The sequence below is a fragment of the Streptomyces sp. NBC_00464 genome, from assembly GCF_036013915.1.
GTDB lineage: Bacteria > Actinomycetota > Actinomycetes > Streptomycetales > Streptomycetaceae > Streptomyces.
Map to the genome: position 1 here is coordinate 6,441,947 of NZ_CP107899.1, position 15,528 is coordinate 6,457,474.

At 70.9% G+C, this 15,528-nt stretch carries 15 protein-coding genes; 9 read left to right on the forward strand and 6 right to left on the reverse strand.

Features of this window, described 5'->3' with window-relative positions; translation table 11 throughout:
- Positions 1 to 26: 26 nt before the first annotated feature.
- Together OG912_RS28925 and OG912_RS28930 are read left to right on the forward strand one after the other, a co-directional pair.
- Positions 27 to 317, forward strand: a complete 291-nt coding sequence (locus tag OG912_RS28925) for a YiaA/YiaB family inner membrane protein (protein ID WP_326735324.1) — start codon at positions 27 to 29, stop codon at positions 315 to 317.
- Positions 318 to 400: 83 nt separating this feature from the next.
- Positions 401 to 1,024 (forward strand): TetR/AcrR family transcriptional regulator, encoded by a 624-nt coding sequence (locus OG912_RS28930; RefSeq protein WP_326735323.1) that lies wholly within the window; start codon positions 401 to 403, stop codon positions 1,022 to 1,024.
- A gap of 127 nt (positions 1,025 to 1,151) precedes the next feature.
- Here the strand turns inward: OG912_RS28930 and OG912_RS28935 are convergent, their stop codons facing one another.
- Positions 1,152 to 1,613, reverse strand: a complete 462-nt coding sequence (locus tag OG912_RS28935) for a MaoC family dehydratase (RefSeq protein WP_326735322.1) — start codon at positions 1,611 to 1,613, stop codon at positions 1,152 to 1,154.
- A gap of 121 nt (positions 1,614 to 1,734) precedes the next feature.
- On the opposite strand from OG912_RS28935, the gene soxR reads away from it, so the two are divergent.
- Complete coding sequence (gene soxR / locus OG912_RS28940; protein WP_327711899.1) at positions 1,735 to 2,217, forward strand: redox-sensitive transcriptional activator SoxR; 483 nt, start codon at positions 1,735 to 1,737, stop codon at positions 2,215 to 2,217.
- 67 nt (positions 2,218 to 2,284) lie between these two features.
- Here soxR and OG912_RS28945 read toward each other — a convergent pair whose 3' ends face one another.
- Positions 2,285 to 2,896, reverse strand: coding sequence for a hypothetical protein (locus OG912_RS28945; protein WP_326735320.1), 612 nt, complete (start codon positions 2,894 to 2,896; stop codon positions 2,285 to 2,287).
- A 230-nt stretch (positions 2,897 to 3,126) separates the two neighbouring features.
- Here OG912_RS28945 and OG912_RS28950 point away from each other — a divergent pair, with 230 nt between their 5' ends.
- A complete protein-coding gene (locus OG912_RS28950) occupies positions 3,127 to 5,973 on the forward strand; it encodes a penicillin acylase family protein (protein ID WP_327711900.1) in 2,847 nt (948 codons plus the stop codon).
- A gap of 158 nt (positions 5,974 to 6,131) precedes the next feature.
- Here OG912_RS28950 and OG912_RS28955 read toward each other — a convergent pair whose 3' ends face one another.
- Positions 6,132 to 7,409, reverse strand: coding sequence for an exo-beta-N-acetylmuramidase NamZ family protein (locus OG912_RS28955; protein ID WP_327711901.1), 1,278 nt, complete (start codon positions 7,407 to 7,409; stop codon positions 6,132 to 6,134).
- 184 nt (positions 7,410 to 7,593) lie between these two features.
- Between OG912_RS28955 and OG912_RS28960 the strand changes: the two genes are divergently transcribed.
- Genes OG912_RS28960 through OG912_RS28970 form a run of 3 tightly spaced genes read left to right on the forward strand, consistent with a single transcriptional unit; the run spans position 7,594 to position 10,644 of the window.
- Positions 7,594 to 8,358: an SDR family oxidoreductase gene (locus OG912_RS28960; RefSeq protein ID WP_326735317.1), complete on the forward strand. Its 765-nt coding sequence runs from the start codon at positions 7,594 to 7,596 to the stop codon at positions 8,356 to 8,358.
- Positions 8,355 to 10,022 carry a class I adenylate-forming enzyme family protein gene (locus OG912_RS28965; RefSeq protein ID WP_327711902.1) on the forward strand — a complete coding sequence of 556 codons (1,668 nt, stop codon included), beginning with the start codon at positions 8,355 to 8,357 and terminating at the stop codon, positions 10,020 to 10,022. The genes OG912_RS28960 and OG912_RS28965 overlap by 4 nt, the downstream gene beginning before the upstream one ends.
- A gap of 28 nt (positions 10,023 to 10,050) precedes the next feature.
- On the forward strand, positions 10,051 to 10,644 hold the full coding sequence (locus OG912_RS28970) for a TetR/AcrR family transcriptional regulator (protein ID WP_326735315.1): 594 nt from the start codon (positions 10,051 to 10,053) through the stop codon (positions 10,642 to 10,644).
- 6 nt (positions 10,645 to 10,650) lie between these two features.
- Here OG912_RS28970 and OG912_RS28975 read toward each other — a convergent pair whose 3' ends face one another.
- Complete coding sequence (locus OG912_RS28975) at positions 10,651 to 11,529, reverse strand: LysR family transcriptional regulator (protein WP_327711903.1); 879 nt, start codon at positions 11,527 to 11,529, stop codon at positions 10,651 to 10,653.
- A gap of 74 nt (positions 11,530 to 11,603) precedes the next feature.
- On the opposite strand from OG912_RS28975, the gene OG912_RS28980 reads away from it, so the two are divergent.
- Complete coding sequence (locus OG912_RS28980; protein WP_326735313.1) at positions 11,604 to 11,768, forward strand: hypothetical protein; 165 nt, start codon at positions 11,604 to 11,606, stop codon at positions 11,766 to 11,768.
- A 46-nt stretch (positions 11,769 to 11,814) separates the two neighbouring features.
- Here OG912_RS28980 and OG912_RS28985 read toward each other — a convergent pair whose 3' ends face one another.
- Positions 11,815 to 13,029, reverse strand: coding sequence for an acyl-CoA dehydrogenase family protein (locus tag OG912_RS28985; RefSeq protein ID WP_327711904.1), 1,215 nt, complete (start codon positions 13,027 to 13,029; stop codon positions 11,815 to 11,817).
- A gap of 8 nt (positions 13,030 to 13,037) precedes the next feature.
- Complete coding sequence (locus OG912_RS28990; RefSeq protein ID WP_327711905.1) at positions 13,038 to 14,066, reverse strand: phosphotransferase family protein; 1,029 nt, start codon at positions 14,064 to 14,066, stop codon at positions 13,038 to 13,040.
- A 154-nt stretch (positions 14,067 to 14,220) separates the two neighbouring features.
- Here OG912_RS28990 and OG912_RS28995 point away from each other — a divergent pair, with 154 nt between their 5' ends.
- Positions 14,221 to 15,510: a glucarate dehydratase family protein gene (locus tag OG912_RS28995; RefSeq protein ID WP_327711906.1), complete on the forward strand. Its 1,290-nt coding sequence runs from the start codon at positions 14,221 to 14,223 to the stop codon at positions 15,508 to 15,510.
- Positions 15,511 to 15,528: the final 18 nt, after the last annotated feature.

Sequence of the window (15,528 nt, forward strand, 5' to 3'; positions counted from 1 at the left end):
CGCCACTCCGCCCGATGCTGGGCCGTATGAGTGAGACGACATCGGTCAAGCAGCAGAGCACCGCCGCCTTCTACGGCCAGGCCGTCGCGTCCTTCGGGATCGCGATGGGAGCGGTGGCCATCGGCATCTACTTCCTGGACGCCGATGCCTGGGTGCGCGGCTTCCTCGCCATCTGCGTTCTCTACCTCGTCACCTCCGCCTTCACGCTGGCCAAGGTGATCCGGGACCGGCAGGAGGCCGGGCAGATCGTCAGCCGGGTCGACCAGGCCCGGCTGGAGAAGATCCTCGCCGAGCACGACCCCTTCCAGAAGCTCTGACGATCTCACGCACCGGACCCCTAAGCGCTTGCTCAGGATCGCGGTATGGTGTTCGTCCTGCTGACTGAGAGGGGCGACCGACGATGAGCACGGCGGAGGAGACCGACGGCGAGAACACGCCGTGGGCCGAAGTGACGCCCGAGGCCGCCCGGCGGCTTCTCGTCGCGGCCGTCGACGCCTTCGCCGAGCGCGGGTACCACGCGACCACCACCCGGGACATCGCGGGCCGCGCCGGGATGAGTCCTGCCGCGCTCTACATCCACTACAAGACGAAGGAAGAGCTGCTCCACCGGATCAGCAGGATCGGGCACGACCGGGCCCTGGCCCTCCTGGAGTCGGCGGCCGACGCCGAGGGCACGGCCACCGAGCGGCTCGCCGGCGCTGTGCGGGCCTTCGTCCGCTGGCACGCCGAGCGGCACACCACTGCGCGCGTGGTCCAGTACGAGCTCGACGCGCTCGGCGAGGAGCACCGCACCGAGATCGTCGAACTGCGCCGCAGGAGCGACGCGGCGGTGCGCAGGATCATCGGCGAGGGTGTGGCGGCGGGGGAGTTCGATGTCCCCGATGTGCCGGGCACCGCGCTCGCCGTGCTCTCGCTCTGCATCGACGTGGCGCGGTGGTTCAACGCGCAGGGCAGCCGCACGCCGGACGAGGTGGGCGAGCTGTACGCCGGGCTCGTGCTGCGGATGGTCGCGGCCAAGCGCTGACGCCGCCCGCGGGCCTGACCGTCGCACGGGCGTCGGCCCCGGACCCCGCGGGGTCCGGGGCCGACGCCCGTGTCCGGCTCGGAAGCAGAAGCTCCGGCTCGGAGAAGCGTCAGACGCGTCAGAAGGGTCAGAAGTAGAAGCGGGACACCGACTCGGCGACGCACGCCGGCTTCTCGCCGCCCTCGCGCTCGACCGTGACGACCGCCGTGACCTGCACGCCGCCGCCCGCCTCCTCGACGCTCTTCAGGACGGCCGTGGCCCGCAGCCGGGAGCCGACGGGCACGGTGGAGGGGAAGCGGACCTTGTTGGTCCCGTAGTTGATGCCCATCTTCGTGTTCTCGACCTGCATGACCTGCGGTACGAGCGCCGGCAGCAGCGAGAGCGTGAGATAGCCGTGCGCGATCGTCGTGCCGAACGGCCCGGCCGCGGCGCGCTCCGGGTCCACGTGGATCCACTGGTGGTCGCCGGTGGCCTCGGCGAAGAGGTCGATCCGCTTCTGGTCGACCTCGAGCCAGTCGCTGTGTCCCAGCTGCTCGCCCACTCCGTCACGCAGCTCCTGCGCGGACGTGAAGATCCTCGGCTCTGCCATGTCCCTGGTCCCTGCCTTCCCGCTCTCGACCGTCTGTCTAAGCGCTTGCTCAGCATGGTTGGCGGGTGCGTTCCTGTCAACGACGGACCGGCCGGGAGCGGGGCCACGTAGGGTTCGATGAGTGCCCCAGATCCCACAGACACTCCATGAACTCACGGTCGGCCAGCTCTCCGCGCGCAGTGGCGCCGCGGTCTCGGCCCTGCACTTCTACGAGGCCAAGGGCCTGATCAGCAGCACCCGCACCAGTGGCAACCAGCGTCGCTACACCAGGGACGCGCTGCGCCGGGTCGCCTTCGTCCGCGCGGCGCAGCGGGTCGGCATCCCGCTGGCCACCATCCGTGACGCACTGGCCGAGCTTCCGGAGGAGCGCACCCCGAACCGCGACGACTGGGCCCGGCTCTCCGTGGCCTGGCGCTCCGAGCTGGACGAGCGGATCCGGCAGCTGGCCAGGCTGCGCGACCACCTCACCGACTGCATCGGCTGCGGCTGCCTGTCGCTGGACACCTGTGTGCTCTCCAACCCGGACGATGTCTCCGGTGAGCGGTTCAGCGGTTCGCGTCTGATGCCGGAGAGCAGGGCCGCGCACCGGTCCGCGGGAGGGTGAGGCGCGTTCCGGTCGGTGCGGGTGCCCGTCCGGCGGCCGTGGGTGCCCGGGCGTGCCGCTCGGTTGCTCAGGCGACCGATGCCAGGTCGCCGAGCCGGGTGCGCCGGGCCTTCGCCAGTGCGTCCGGGGTGAGCACGGGCTGCGGGACCACGATCCCGCACCCGGTGCAGACCGGCCCGGACCAGGGTTCGCTGTCCAGGTCCTGCCGCCAGACGATGCGGGCCTGTGCGCACACCGGGCAGTCGGTGCCCGGCTCCGACTCCAGGGCCGAGATCAGCCGGGTCAGTACCTCCGCGAGGGGCGCCATCGGGTGGATCGCCGGGTTCTCGCAGCGTGCGACCCCGTTCCCGCCCCAGGTGCGCAGGTGCCAGTCGTCGAAGGCGGCCGGGCGCCGCAGTCCCTCGTGCTTCTCCCGTTTGCGGCGCTCGGCGAACCCCGCTTCGTAACCGAGCCAGACAGCCCGCGCCGTCTCCAGCTCCTCCAGCGCGCGCATCAGCCGCGCCGGGTCGGGTGCCCGGTCCTCGGGGCCCATCCCGTGCCGGGCGCACAGGTGGTCCCAGGTCGCCCGGTGGCCGTACGGCGCGAAGCGTTCCAGGCATTTGCGCAGCGAGTACCGCCGCAGTGCCAGATCACTCCGCGGGTCGCGGACCTGTCTCGCAAGACTCCGGAAACCGGCCATGGCGCTGCCACCTCCGTCGCTCGTACTCCGTCGCCCGTAGTTCGGCGTCAGTGAGTGGACGTACGACTGCCCGGATCGGCTCCATCCAAGGGTCGATCCGTCCACTTGGTGAGATGAGGATTCGTCATGTGACGGGATGTGGTGATTCGGAAAAGGTGACCGATGTTCACCTTACTCGCGGGTTGTACCGCCGGTAACGTCCGGCGCATCGGCCTCTCCGAGGAGCACGCATGCCCCCACGCACCCGCATGTCCGCACGTACCGGCAGGACAAGGGCCGCCACCATCGCGGCCGTTCTCGCCCTCGGCACGTCCCTGCTGGCCTCCGCGCCCCACGCCGGCGCCGCCGAGCCGGACCCAGCCCCCGTCGTCGACTACTGCCAGGGGCAGTGCGACGACATCCTGCCGCCCGGCGAGAACGGCAACGCCACCCTCGTCGAGATCCTCGGCAACAAGGCGTTCGGCACCCATCCCGCGCACAGCGACGACCAACTCGACCGTTACGACGGGCTGGTGGCCGGGCACACCGGACTCACCGACCAGAAACTGAACGACTTCTTCAACGATGCCTCCTTCGGCGTCGCGAAGGACCAGGTCGAGTCCGTCACCTCGCCGCGCGACGACGTCACCATCACCCGGGACAAGGTGTCCGGCGTCCCGCACATCAAGGGCACCACCCGCTACGGAACCGAGTTCGGCGCCGGCTTCGCGGCCGGTCAGGACCGGCTCTGGCTGATGGACCTCTTCCGCCACATCGGACGCGGGGAGCTGACCTCGTTCGCGGGCGGCGCACTCGCCAACCAGGGGCTGGAGCAGCAGTTCTGGCCGCAGGCCCCGTACACCGAGGCCGACCTTGCGGCCCAGGTCGAGTACATCAGGACCCATGAGGGCCCCCGCGGCGAACAGGCGATGGCCGACGCGCAGGCCTACGTCGACGGCATCAACTCCTACCGCGAGAAGTCGAAGAAGGGCCGCTACTTCCCCGGCGAGTACGTCCTCACCGGCAAGGTCGACGCGATCACCAACATCGGTGAGATCCAGCCCTTCCAGCTGACCGACCTGATCTCGATCGCTTCCGTGGTCGGCGGCCAGTTCGGCGGCGGTGGTGGCGGCGAGGTGCAGGCGGCGCTCTCGCTGCTGTCCGCCCAGCAGAAGTACGGCGTCGCCGAGGGGACCAAGGTCTGGGAGTCCTTCCGCCAGCGCAACGACCCCGAGGCCGTGCTGACCGTCCACGACGGCACGTCGTTCCCGTACGCCGACAAGCCCGCCAAGGCCGTCGGCACCGCGCTCCCGGACCCCGGCTCCGTCACCGCCGAACCGCTGATCCACGACCGCACCGGCTCCGCGGGCACGAACGAGAAGGCGCCCGTCAAGGCCCCGGCCACGCTCAGGAAGGCCCAGGGCATCTACGACGACGGGGTCATCCCGGAGGGCTCGCTCCCCGGCTCGGGCTCCGGCGCGCAGAAGCGCGGCATGTCCAACGCCCTGCTCGTCTCCGGCAGCAGCACGGCGAGCGGCAACCCGATCGCGGTCTTCGGCCCGCAGACCGGCTACTTCGCCCCGCAGCTGATGATGCTCCAGGAGCTCCAGGGCCCCGGCATCAGCGCCCGCGGTGTCTCCTTCGCCGGTGTCGGCATGTACATCCAGATGGGCCGCGGTCAGGACTACGCCTGGAGCGCCACATCGGCGGGCCAGGACATCACCGACACGTACACCGTCGACCTGTGCGAACCCGACGGCTCGGCCCCCACCAAGAACTCCACGCACTACCTCTACCGCGGCGACTGCACCGCCATGGAGAAGCTGGAGCGCTCCAACTCCTGGAAGCCGACCGTCGCCGACTCCACGGCGAAGGGCTCCTACCGGATGCAGGTGTGGCGCACCGGATACGGCATCGTCACCCACCGCGCCACGGTGGACGGCAGGCCCGTCGCCTACACGAGCCTGCGCACCACCTACCGGCACGAGGCCGACTCGATCATCGGCTTCCAGATGCTCAACGACCCGTCGTACGTCACCGACGCCGCCTCCTTCCAGCAGGCGGCGAGCAACATCGACTACGCCTTCAACTGGTTCTACGCCGACTCCCGCACCGCCGCCTTCTACAACAGCGGCATGAACCCGGTCCGCGCGGCCGGCGTCGACCCGGCGCTGCCCATCAGGGCGGAGAAGGCGTACGAGTGGCGGGGCTACGACCCGGCGGCCAACACCGCCTCCTACACCCCCTTCGCCGAGCACCCGCACTCCACGGGCCAGGACTACTACGTCTCCTGGAACAACAAGCAGGCCGAGGGGTACGCCTCCGCGGGCTTCGGGCTCAGCGCGGTGCACCGGGCCGACCTGCTCGACGACCGGGTGTCGAAGCTGGTGGAGGAGGGCGGCGTGACCCGCGCCTCCCTCACCCGGGCGATGGCGGACGCGGCACTCACCGACCTGCGCGGTGAGCAGCTGCTTCCCGAGCTGTTGAAGGTCATCCGCTCCCAGCCGGTCACCGACCCGGAGCTGAACACGGTCGTCCAGCAGCTCGACTCCTGGCGGGCGTCGGGCGCCCAGCGCAAGGAGAGCAGCCCGGGCTCGCACACGTACGGCAACGCCGACGCGGTACGGATCATGGACGCGTGGTGGCCGAAGCTGATCGAGGCGGAGTTCAAGCCGGGGCTCGGTGACGATCTGTACGGGGCGCTGACCGCGAACCTCGCCACCGACGAGTCCCCGGCGGCCAGCCACGGGCCGAGCGGCGCGCACAGCGGTTCGGCCTTCCAGTACGGCTGGTGGGGCTTCGCCGACAAGGATCTGCGCCAGGTGCTGGGGCAGCCGGTCAAGGGGCCGCTGGCCAGGTCGTACTGCGGCAACGGCGATCTGAGCAGCTGCCGCGCGGCGCTGCTGTCCACCCTGAAGCAGGCGGCGGCGGTGCCGGCGGCCGAGGTGTACCCGGCCGACGACAGCTGCAAGGCCGGTGAGCAGTGGTGCACCGACTCGATCATCCACCGGGCGCTGGGCGGGATCGCGCAGAAGGCGATCCACTGGCAGAACCGCCCGACGTACCAGCAGGTGGTGGAGTTCCCGGCGCACCGCTGAGGCCGAAACCGCCGGGCGGGCAAGTCCAGCCCGCCCGACGGCATTCCAACCCCGTCCGGCGGGCAAATCAAGCCCGTCCGGCGATTGAGGACGGAACCGCTCCGCCGGGCGGGCCCGCACACATGGTTCACCCATGCACACGGGCCCGCCCGCCAGGCTCACCGGTACTGCAGATACCGCTTCCGCACCGCCCGGAACGCGGCGAGATCGTCCGCCCACGCCCCCACGACCTCATCCGTGTCCGCGCCCGCGTCGATCATCGTGCGCACCCGGGTGTTGCCGGTGAGCTTGTCGATCCAGTTGTCCGGCCGCCAGGCGAACCCGCTCCAGGTCTGCTTCGCCGTCACCAGCAGCGCGATCCCGGTGCGCACCGGGTCGAAGACCTCGCGGTCCTGTACGTGCACCTGGACGCCGCCCACCGTCTTGCCCTGGAACTTGGAGAACGTCGGCGCGAAGTACGCCTCGCGGAACGCCACTCCGGGCAGCTCCAGCGCATTGGCCGCGGCCGCCCACGTATGGTCGATCCCCTCCGCGCCGAGCAGTTCGAACGGCCGTGTGGTGCCGCGCCCCTCGGAGAGGTTCGTGCCCTCGAAGAGGCAGGTGCCCGAGTAGACGAGCGCCGTGTCGGGCGTCGGCATGTTGGGGCTCGGCGGCACCCACGGCAGCCCGGACGCGTCGTAGAAGTCCGAGCGCGACCACCCCGACATCTTCACGATCTCCAGCTCCGCCGGGCGGTCCGCCAGGAACTCGCCGTTGAACAGCAGCGCCAGTTCGGTGACCGTCATGCCGTGCGCCTGGGCGATCTCCCGTCGGCCCACGAACGTGCCGAACGCGGGGTCGAGCACCGGACCGAGCGCCGCCCGTCCCGTCACCGGGTTCGGCCGGTCCAGCACCACGAACTTCTTCCCCGCGAGGGCCGCCGCCTCCATGCAGTCGTACAGCGTCCAGATGTACGTGTAGAAGCGGGCGCCCGCGTCCTGGATGTCGAAGACGATCGTGTCCACGCCGGACGCGGTGAAGACATCGGCGAGCGCCTGCCCGCTCTTGAGATACGTGTCGTAGACCGGCAGCCCGGTCGCCGGGTCGTCGTACCTGCCTTCCGATCCGCCCGCCTGCGCCGTGCCCCGGAAACCGTGCTCGGGGCCGAAGACGGCGGTCAGGTCCACCCGGTCGTCCGGGTGCATCACATCGACGATGTGGCGCACATCGGACGTGATCCCGGTGGGATTGCTGACCACACCGACCCGCTGCCCCTTCAGCAGTGCGTAGCCGTCCGCCGCGAGCCGGTCGAAGCCGGTGCGGAACCGGCCGTGTCCGGCGCCGTGCCCCTTGCCGGACGAGGGGAGGGATGCCGCGGGTCCGGCCGATGCGGCGGTCGCCGCGAGAGCTCCCACCGCACCGCCGGCGGCCAGCAATCCACGTCTGGACAGGCTCATTCAGCTACCTCCATGATCGCGACGTCTGTCATGGTCACGCACGCTAGCGCGCGTGAGGGCCGCAGGGAACGAGCCGGACGGGGCGGCTGTGCGTGAAGTGGCGGATGAGACGCCCCGACCCCTTCCCCGACGACATACCGACCGGTTAGTCTGCCGGTGCAGTCGGCTGAGAGAGGCGGGACCGATGAGTACGGTGCAGGGCGCGGGCGTAGTGGTCACGGGGGCCGGAGGCGGCATCGGAGCCGCACTGGCCCGCAGATTCGCCGCCGAGGGTGCGCGGGTCGTGGTCAACGACCTCGACGAGAGCCGGATCAAGACGCTCGCCGAGGAGATCGGGGGCATCGCGGTCGCCGGTGACGCCTCGCAGATCGTCGATGCCGCCCGGGACGCGCTGGACGGCACCGTGGACGTCTACTGCGCCAACGCCGGCCTCGCCTCGCCCGGCGACGTCTTCGCCGACGAGGAGGTCTGGGCCGCCGCCTGGGACGTCAACGTCATGGCCCACGTCCGCGCGGCCAAGGCGCTGGTGCCGGACTGGCTGGAGCGCGGCAGCGGCAGGTTCGTCTCCACGGCCTCCGCCGCCGGACTGCTGACGATGATCGGCGCGGCGCCGTACAGCGTCACCAAGCACGGCGTGGTCGCCTTCGCCGAGTGGCTCTCCCTCACCTACCGCCACCGCGGCATCAAGGTCCACGCGATCTGCCCGCAGGGCGTGCGTACGGACATGCTCACCGCCGCCGGATCGGCCGGCAAGCTCGTCCTCGCCCCCAGCGCGATCGAGCCCGAGGCCGTCGCCGAGGCCCTCTTCGACGCCATGGCCGAGGACCGCTTCCTCGTCCTGCCGCACCCCGAGGTCGCCGGGTACTACCGGGCCCGCACCAAGGACACCGACCACTGGCTCGGCAGTATGAACCACCTCCAGCAGAAGTGGGAGGAGACCGGCGCATGAGTGACTCCATCTACGCGGCGAAGCCCTGGCTCCCGCTGCTCAGCGAGGCCCAGCGGGCACCCGTCAGCCCCGCCGAGACCCTGGTGCACGCCTTCCGCGACTCCGTGGGCCGGGCGCCTGGCCATCCGGCGCTCGCCTACTTCGACGGACGTCTCACCTACCGCGAGACGGATGAGCTCTCCGACTCCGTGGCCGGGCACCTTGCCGCCCGGGGGCTGGAGCGCGGCGACCGGGTCGCGATCATGCTGCAGAACTCCCCGCAGTTCGTCCTCGCGCTCCTCGGTGCCTGGAAGGCCGGGGCGACGGTCGTCCCGCTCAACCCGATGTACAAGTCCGCCGAGGTCGGCCACGTACTGAAGGACGCCGAGGTCACCGCGCTGATCTGCTCCGACCGGGCCTGGGAGGCGTATCTGCGGGACACCGCGGCCGGTGCCCCGTCCGTCCGGATCGCCGTCACCGCCTGCGAGCTGGACTTCCAGACGAAGAACGACGACCGGGTGCTCAACTTCGGCCGGCTCCCCGCAGCGGACGACGCCGACGACCTGGTGGCCGTAGCCCGCAAGGGCCTCGCGGCCCCCGCCGGCCGGGACCTCACCGCCGCCGACGTGGCGCTGATCAGCTACACCTCCGGGACCAGCGGCACCCCCAAGGGCGCCCTGAACTCCCACGGCAACATCATGGTCAACGCCGAGCGCCAGCGCACCGGCCACCCCATCGCCGAGGGCGCCGCCTACTTCGCCCTGGCCCCGCTCTTCCACATCACCGGCATGGTCTGCCAGCTGGCCGCCTGCCTCACCAACGCGGGCACCCTGGTCCTGGCGTACCGCTTCCACCCCGGCGTCGTCCTCGACGCCTTCGCCGAGCACCGGCCCGCCTACACCGTCGGCCCGTCGACCGCCTTCATGGCGCTCGCCGCGACCCCCGGTGTCACGCCCGAACACTTCGCCTCCTTCCAGGTGATCTCCTCCGGCGGAGCACCGCTGCCGCCCGCGCTCGTCGAGAAGTTCCGGGCGGACTTCGGCCCGTACATCCGCAACGGCTACGGCCTCACCGAGTGCACCGCCCCCTGCGCCGCGGTGCCGCCCGAACGCGAGGCGCCCGTCGACCCGGTCTCCGGCACCCTCTCGGTCGGCGTGCCCGGCCCGGACACGGTCGTGCGGATCATCGATGAGAACGGGGCGGACGTGCCCTTCGGCGAGCAGGGCGAGATCGCGGTGCGCGGCCCGCAGGTCGTCTCCGGCTACTGGCGGCTGCCCGAGGCCACCGCCACCGCCTTTCCGGACGGCGAGCTGCGCACCGGGGACATCGGCTTCATGGACCGCGAGGGCTGGCTCTACGTCGTCGACCGCAAGAAGGACATGATCAACGCCTCCGGCTTCAAGGTCTGGCCGCGTGAGGTGGAAGACGTCCTGTACACCCACCCCGCCGTGCGCGAGGCCGCCGTCGTCGGCGTCCCCGACGCCTACCGGGGCGAAACGGTCCGCGCCTACGTCAGTCTGCGGCCCGGTACCTCGGTCGAACCCGGTGAATTGGGTGCGTACTGCAAGGAACGGCTTGCCGCGTACAAGTATCCGCGCGAAGTCGAGATCCTGACGGAACTTCCCAAGACCGCAAGTGGGAAGATCCTCAGGCGGGAGCTGCGTTCACCCCGTGAGAACGGCTGACCCACAGCACGAAAGGAAGGTGGCGGCTATGGCCAAGGCGACGGACGGGAGCGGTACCCCTGTTCCGCAGCGGCTGCTGGCCGCCGCCACGCGGCTCTTCGCCGAGCAGGGGTACGACCGCACCTCGGTCCAGGAGATCGTCGAGGCGGCCGGCGTCACCAAGGGCGCGCTCTACCACTACTTCGGCTCCAAGGAGGACCTCCTCCAGGAGGTCTACGCCCGGGTGCTGCGGCTCCAGCAGGAGCGTCTCGACGCCTTCGCGGACGCCGACGCGCCGGTCGAGCAGCGACTGCGCGAGGCCGCGGCGGACGTGGTCGTCACCACCATCGAGAACCTCGACGACGCCTCGATCTTCTTCCGCTCCATGCACCATCTGAGCCCCGAGAAGAACAAGCAGGTCCGGGTGGAGCGGCGCCGCTACCACGAGCGCTTCCGCGCACTCGTGGAGGAGGGCCAGCGCAGTGGGGTGTTCTCCACCGCCACCCCGGCGGACCTGATCGTCGACTACCACTTCGGCTCGGTCCACCACCTGTCGACCTGGTACCGGCCCGACGGTCCGCTCACCCAGCAGGAGGTCGCCGACCACCTCGCCGACCTGCTGCTGCGTGCCCTGCGGCCGTAGGCCCTCTCAGGGCCCGCTGCCGGCCAGCCGGCCCAGCAGCGCCTCCGCCGCCGGATTGCGCGGCCGGGGCGCCCGGCCCACCAGCACCACGGTCCGGCCCGGCTCCGGCTGCCGGATGCTCACACACGGCAGCCCGGCGTCCTCGCCGATGCGGCGCGGCACGATCGCCACGCCGATGCCCGCCCGTACGAGATCGACGAGCAGCCGGATCTGGGTGACATCGCAGGTGATCCGGCGCTCCAGGCCGCAGTGCGCGGCCAGCCGCCGTACCGCCGTCTCCAGGCCGGTGCCCGCCCGGAAGTCCACGAACGGCTCGTCGGCCAGGTCCTTGATCAGGGTGCGCCCGGCCGTCGCGAGCCGGTGGCCCGGCGCCGTGATCAGCACCAGGTCCTCCTGCCAGGACGCGAACGCCACGATGCCCTCCGGCAGTTCGGCGGCGTCCGGCGCGAGATAGGCGAGGTCCAGCTCGCCGGCGCGTACCCCCGCGACCAGCTCCGGAGTCGTCGCCTCGCGGAGCGAGATCTGCACCCCCGGCCACAGCCCGTGGAACGAGGCCAGTTCGGCGGCCAGGTCCACGCAGGTCAGCGTCTGGATCGTGCCGATCCGCACCCGCCCGGTGGCCAGCCCCGACACGGCGGCCACCGCGTCGCGTGCCGCGTCCGTCCCGGCCAGCACCGTACGGGCCGAGGGCAGCAGCGCCCGGCCCGCCTCGGTCAGGACCACCCGGCGGCCGGTCCGGTCGAACAGGTCGGCCCCCAGCTCCCGTTCGAGGTTGCGGACGGAGGTGCTCAGTGCGGACTGCACGATCAGTTCGGCGCGGGCGGCGGCGGTGAAACTGCCGTGCGTGATCACCGCCATGAAGTGGCGGAGCCGGCGAATCTCCATCCATCTACGGTAGCGATCACAGCCGGCGATTCCATCTGTTGGACCGAACGGGCTCGCGGGGTGAAGCTGGATACATGGCGCATATCCAGACTTCGACGCGTGTCCCCGCACTGTGGGCCGTGGCCTACGGGCCGCACCGGCCCGCGCCCGTCCGGATCCTCGCCCGCTGCCTGCTGCGGGTACGGGCCTTCGCCCGCGAACTGGCCCTCGCCGACCACGTGCCGTACGGCGGCTACTGACCGCGCGGCGGGCCCGTACCGGGTACGGGCCCGCGACACCGGTGCTCTACAGATACTTCTTGATCTCCCGCCGGGCCAGCGACCGCTGGTGCACCTCGTCCGGACCGTCGGCCAGCCGCAGCGTCCGCGCCGCCGCCCACAGTTCGGCCAGCGGGAAGTCCTGGCTGACCCCGCCCGCACCGTGCAGCTGCACCGCCTGGTCGAGGATGGAGACCACCGCGCGCGGGGTGGCGATCTTGATGGACTGGATCTCCGTGTGCGCACCGCGGTTGCCCACGGTGTCCATCAGCCAGGCCGTCTTCAGCACCAGCAGCCGCAGCTGCTCCACCGTGACCCGGGCGTCCGCGATCCAGTTCTGCACCACGCCCTGCTGGGCGAGCGGCTTGCCGAAGGCGTCCCGGGACACGGCCCGCCGGCACATCAGCTCGATGGCGCGCTCGGCCATCCCGATCAGCCGCATGCAGTGGTGGATGCGGCCCGGACCCAGCCGCGCCTGGGCGATGGCGAAGCCGCCGCCCTCCTCGCCGACCAGGTTCGTCGCGGGCACCCGCACGTTGTCGAAGACGACCTCGGCGTGACCGCCGTGGTAGTGGTCCTCGTAGCCGTACACCTTCATGGCACGCTTCACGGTCAGACCCGGGGTGTCGCGCGGGACGAGGATCTGCGACTGCTGGCGGCGGATGTCCTCGCCGTCCGGGTCGGTCTTGCCCATCACGATGAAGATCGCGCAGTCCGGGTTCATCGCCCCGGAGATATACCACTTGCGCCCGTTGATGACGTATTCATCGCCGTCCCGGGTGATGCGGGTCTCGATGTTCGTCGCGTCCGAAGAGGCGACCTCCGGCTCCGTCATCGCGAACGCGGACCGGATCTCCCCGGCCAGCAACGGCTCCAGCCACTGCTTCTTCTGCTCCTCGGTGCCGAACTGGGCCAGCACCTCCATGTTCCCGGTGTCCGGCGCCGCGCAGTTCAGCGCGGTCGGCGCCAACTGCGGGGAGCGGCCCAGGATCTCGGCCATCGGGGCGTACTGCAGGTTGGTCAGCCCGGCGCCGTACTCGGCGTCCGGCAGGAAGAGGTTCCACAGCCCCTGCCTGCGGGCCTCGGCCTTCAGGTCCTCCACGACCTGCGGGGTGTCCCACGGCGACGCGAGCTGCTCGCGCTGCTCGTCCGCGGTCTTCTCGGCCGGGTAGACGTGCTCGTCCATGAAGGTGAGCAGTTTGGCGCGCAGCTCTTCGGTGCGGGCGTCGAATGCGAAGTCCATGGGGTTGATCAGCCTTCCTGGAGGGTGGTGAGGCCGTGCTCGATGAAGACGGGGACGAGGTCGCCGATGCGGTCGAAGCCGCCGCCGACCGTCTGGCCCAGGGTGTAGCGGTAGTGGATGCCCTCCAGGATCACGGCGAGCTTGAACCAGGCGAACGCCGTGTACCAGGAGATGCCGGAGGTGTCCCGGCCGGAGCGGGCGGCGTAGCGCTCGATCAGTTCGGCGGGGGAGGGATGACCGGCCGCGCCGCTGGTGGTGGAGACCGGCGACTCGGGCAGGCCCAGGTCGGAGCTGTACATCACCAGCAGGCCGAGGTCGGTGAGCGGGTCGCCGAGCGTCGACATCTCCCAGTCGAGGACGGCCTTGATCTCGTCGTCGGACCCGATCAGCACGTTGTCCAGGCGGTAGTCGCCGTGGATGACGGTCGGGGCGGGGGAGTCGGGCAGCTGCCGGCCGAGCGCGGCGTGCAGCTCGTCGATGCCGGGAAGTTCGCGGTTGCGGGAGGCGTCCAGCTGCTTGCCCCAGCGGCGCAGCTGCCGGTCGAGGAAGCCCTCGGGGCGCCCGAAGTCGCCGAGGCCCACGGCCTGCGGGTCCACGGCGTGCAGCTCCACCAGGGTGTCGACCAGGCCCAGTACCGCCCTGCGGGTGCGCTCGGGGCCCAGCGGGGCGAGTTCCTCCACCGTGCGGTACGGGGTGCCCTCGACGTACTCCATGACGTAGAACGGCGAGCCGATGACCGTGTCGTCCTCGCAGAGCAGCAGGGTCTCGGGGACCGGGACGGCGGTCGGGTGCAGTGCGCTGATCACCCGGTGCTCGCGCTTCATGTCGTGCGCGGTGGCCAGGACATGGCCCAGCGGCGGCCGGCGGACGACCCAGCGGCCGGAGCCTTCCGTGTCCGTGACGACATAGGTCAGATTCGAGCGGCCGCCCTCGATGAGCCGGGCGTCGAGCGGTCCGTTCACCAGACCCGGCCGCTCGCGGTCGAGATGTCCGCGCAAGCGGTCGAGGTCGAGACCTGGCGGGTGGACTGGGCTCATCGTGCGCACCTCCGGGGTGAATGAACGTCGGTGTTCATGATGCCGACCAGTCGGTATGTCGTCCAGTGAACTTCCGGAACCGGATGTGCGGACTCCGGCCCGATCGAAGGGTGGACCTCTGGTGTTCAGTCGTATCTCTGAATAGAGTTCACGTATGGATACAGCCTTGTTGATCGACGAAGTCCGGCTCACCCCGATCCTCATTGCCGACCCCCCGCTCCTCAACACGCAGGGAGTCCACCAGCCGTACACCCCACGCCTGATCGTGGAGGTCGTCACCCGGGGCGGTGTGACCGGCATCGGGGAGACCTACGGCGACGGCAAGTACCTCGAACTGGCCGAACCCCTCGCAGCGGCCCTGGCCGGACGCCCGGTCAGCGATGTGAACGGCCTCTTCGCCCTCGCCGACGAGGTGTGCGGAGATTCACGCGCGGCCGACGAACGGGTCGACGCGGGCGGGCTGCGCGGCGTCCAGACCGCGGACAAGCTGCGGCTCTCGGTGGTCTCCGGCTTCGAGGTGGCCTGCCTGGACGCTCTGGGCAAGACGCTCGGCCTGCCGGTGCACGCGCTGCTCGGCGGCAAGGTCCGCGACAGCGTCGAGTACAGCGCGTACCTCTTCTACCGCTGGGCCGAGCACCCGGACGGCGGCGAACGCGACGACTGGGGCGCGGCCGTCGACCCGGCCGGAGTGGTCGCCCAGGCCCGGCGCTTCGCCCGTGAGTACGGGTTCTCCTCCTTCAAGCTGAAGGGCGGCGTCTTCCCGCCGGAGGAGGAGATCGCCGCGGTCCGCGCACTGGCCGAGGCGTTCCCCGGGCAGCCGCTGCGTCTGGACCCCAACGGCGCCTGGTCCGTCGAGACCTCGCTGTACGTCGCCGAGCAGCTGAAGGACGTACTCGAATACCTGGAGGACCCGGCGAGCGGCACGGAGCTGATGGCCGCCGTCGCGGCCGGCACCGACGTGCCGCTGGCCACGAACATGTGCGTCACCACGCTGGCCGAGGTCCCCGAGGCCTTCGCCCGCAACGCCGTCCAGGTCGTCCTCTCCGACCACCACTACTGGGGCGGGCTGCACCGCACCCGTGAACTGGCCGGCATCTGCCGCACCTTCGGTGCCGGACTCTCCATGCACTCCAACACCCACCTCGGGATCAGCCTCGCCGCGATGACACATGTCGCGGCCACCGTCCCCAACCTCGACTACGCCTGCGACAGCCACTACCCCTGGCAGACCGAGGACGTCATCACCACCCGTCATGCCTTCGAGGACGGCCGGCTGGCCGTCTCCGACGCCCCCGGCCTCGGCGTCGAGCTCGACCGGGAACGCCTGGCCGTGCTGCACCGCCGCTGGCTCGACGACGACGGCGCGATGCGCGAGCGCGACGACGCCGCAGCGATGCGCAAGGCCGAGCCGGGGTGGGCCACGCCCTCGATCCCGCGCTGGTGAGGCGGGGCCGGGGCCGGC

What these genes read in the sequence shown, in the direction of transcription:
- OG912_RS28925 (WP_326735324.1), top strand. Translation starts at nt 27, where the DNA reads ATGAGTGAGACGACATCGGTCAAGCAGCAGAGCACCGCCGCCTTCTAC.
- OG912_RS28930 (WP_326735323.1), top strand. Translation starts at nt 401, where the DNA reads ATGAGCACGGCGGAGGAGACCGACGGCGAGAACACGCCGTGGGCCGAA.
- OG912_RS28935 (WP_326735322.1), bottom strand. Translation starts at nt 1,613, where the DNA reads ATGGCAGAGCCGAGGATCTTCACGTCCGCGCAGGAGCTGCGTGACGGA.
- OG912_RS28945 (WP_326735320.1), bottom strand. Translation starts at nt 2,896, where the DNA reads ATGGCCGGTTTCCGGAGTCTTGCGAGACAGGTCCGCGACCCGCGGAGT.
- OG912_RS28950 (WP_327711900.1), top strand. Translation starts at nt 3,127, where the DNA reads ATGCCCCCACGCACCCGCATGTCCGCACGTACCGGCAGGACAAGGGCC.
- OG912_RS28955 (WP_327711901.1), bottom strand. Translation starts at nt 7,409, where the DNA reads ATGAGCCTGTCCAGACGTGGATTGCTGGCCGCCGGCGGTGCGGTGGGA.
- OG912_RS28960 (WP_326735317.1), top strand. Translation starts at nt 7,594, where the DNA reads ATGAGTACGGTGCAGGGCGCGGGCGTAGTGGTCACGGGGGCCGGAGGC.
- OG912_RS28965 (WP_327711902.1), top strand. Translation starts at nt 8,355, where the DNA reads ATGAGTGACTCCATCTACGCGGCGAAGCCCTGGCTCCCGCTGCTCAGC.
- OG912_RS28970 (WP_326735315.1), top strand. Translation starts at nt 10,051, where the DNA reads ATGGCCAAGGCGACGGACGGGAGCGGTACCCCTGTTCCGCAGCGGCTG.
- OG912_RS28975 (WP_327711903.1), bottom strand. Translation starts at nt 11,529, where the DNA reads ATGGAGATTCGCCGGCTCCGCCACTTCATGGCGGTGATCACGCACGGC.
- OG912_RS28980 (WP_326735313.1), top strand. Translation starts at nt 11,604, where the DNA reads ATGGCGCATATCCAGACTTCGACGCGTGTCCCCGCACTGTGGGCCGTG.
- OG912_RS28985 (WP_327711904.1), bottom strand. Translation starts at nt 13,029, where the DNA reads ATGGACTTCGCATTCGACGCCCGCACCGAAGAGCTGCGCGCCAAACTG.
- OG912_RS28990 (WP_327711905.1), bottom strand. Translation starts at nt 14,066, where the DNA reads ATGAGCCCAGTCCACCCGCCAGGTCTCGACCTCGACCGCTTGCGCGGA.
- OG912_RS28995 (WP_327711906.1), top strand. Translation starts at nt 14,221, where the DNA reads ATGGATACAGCCTTGTTGATCGACGAAGTCCGGCTCACCCCGATCCTC.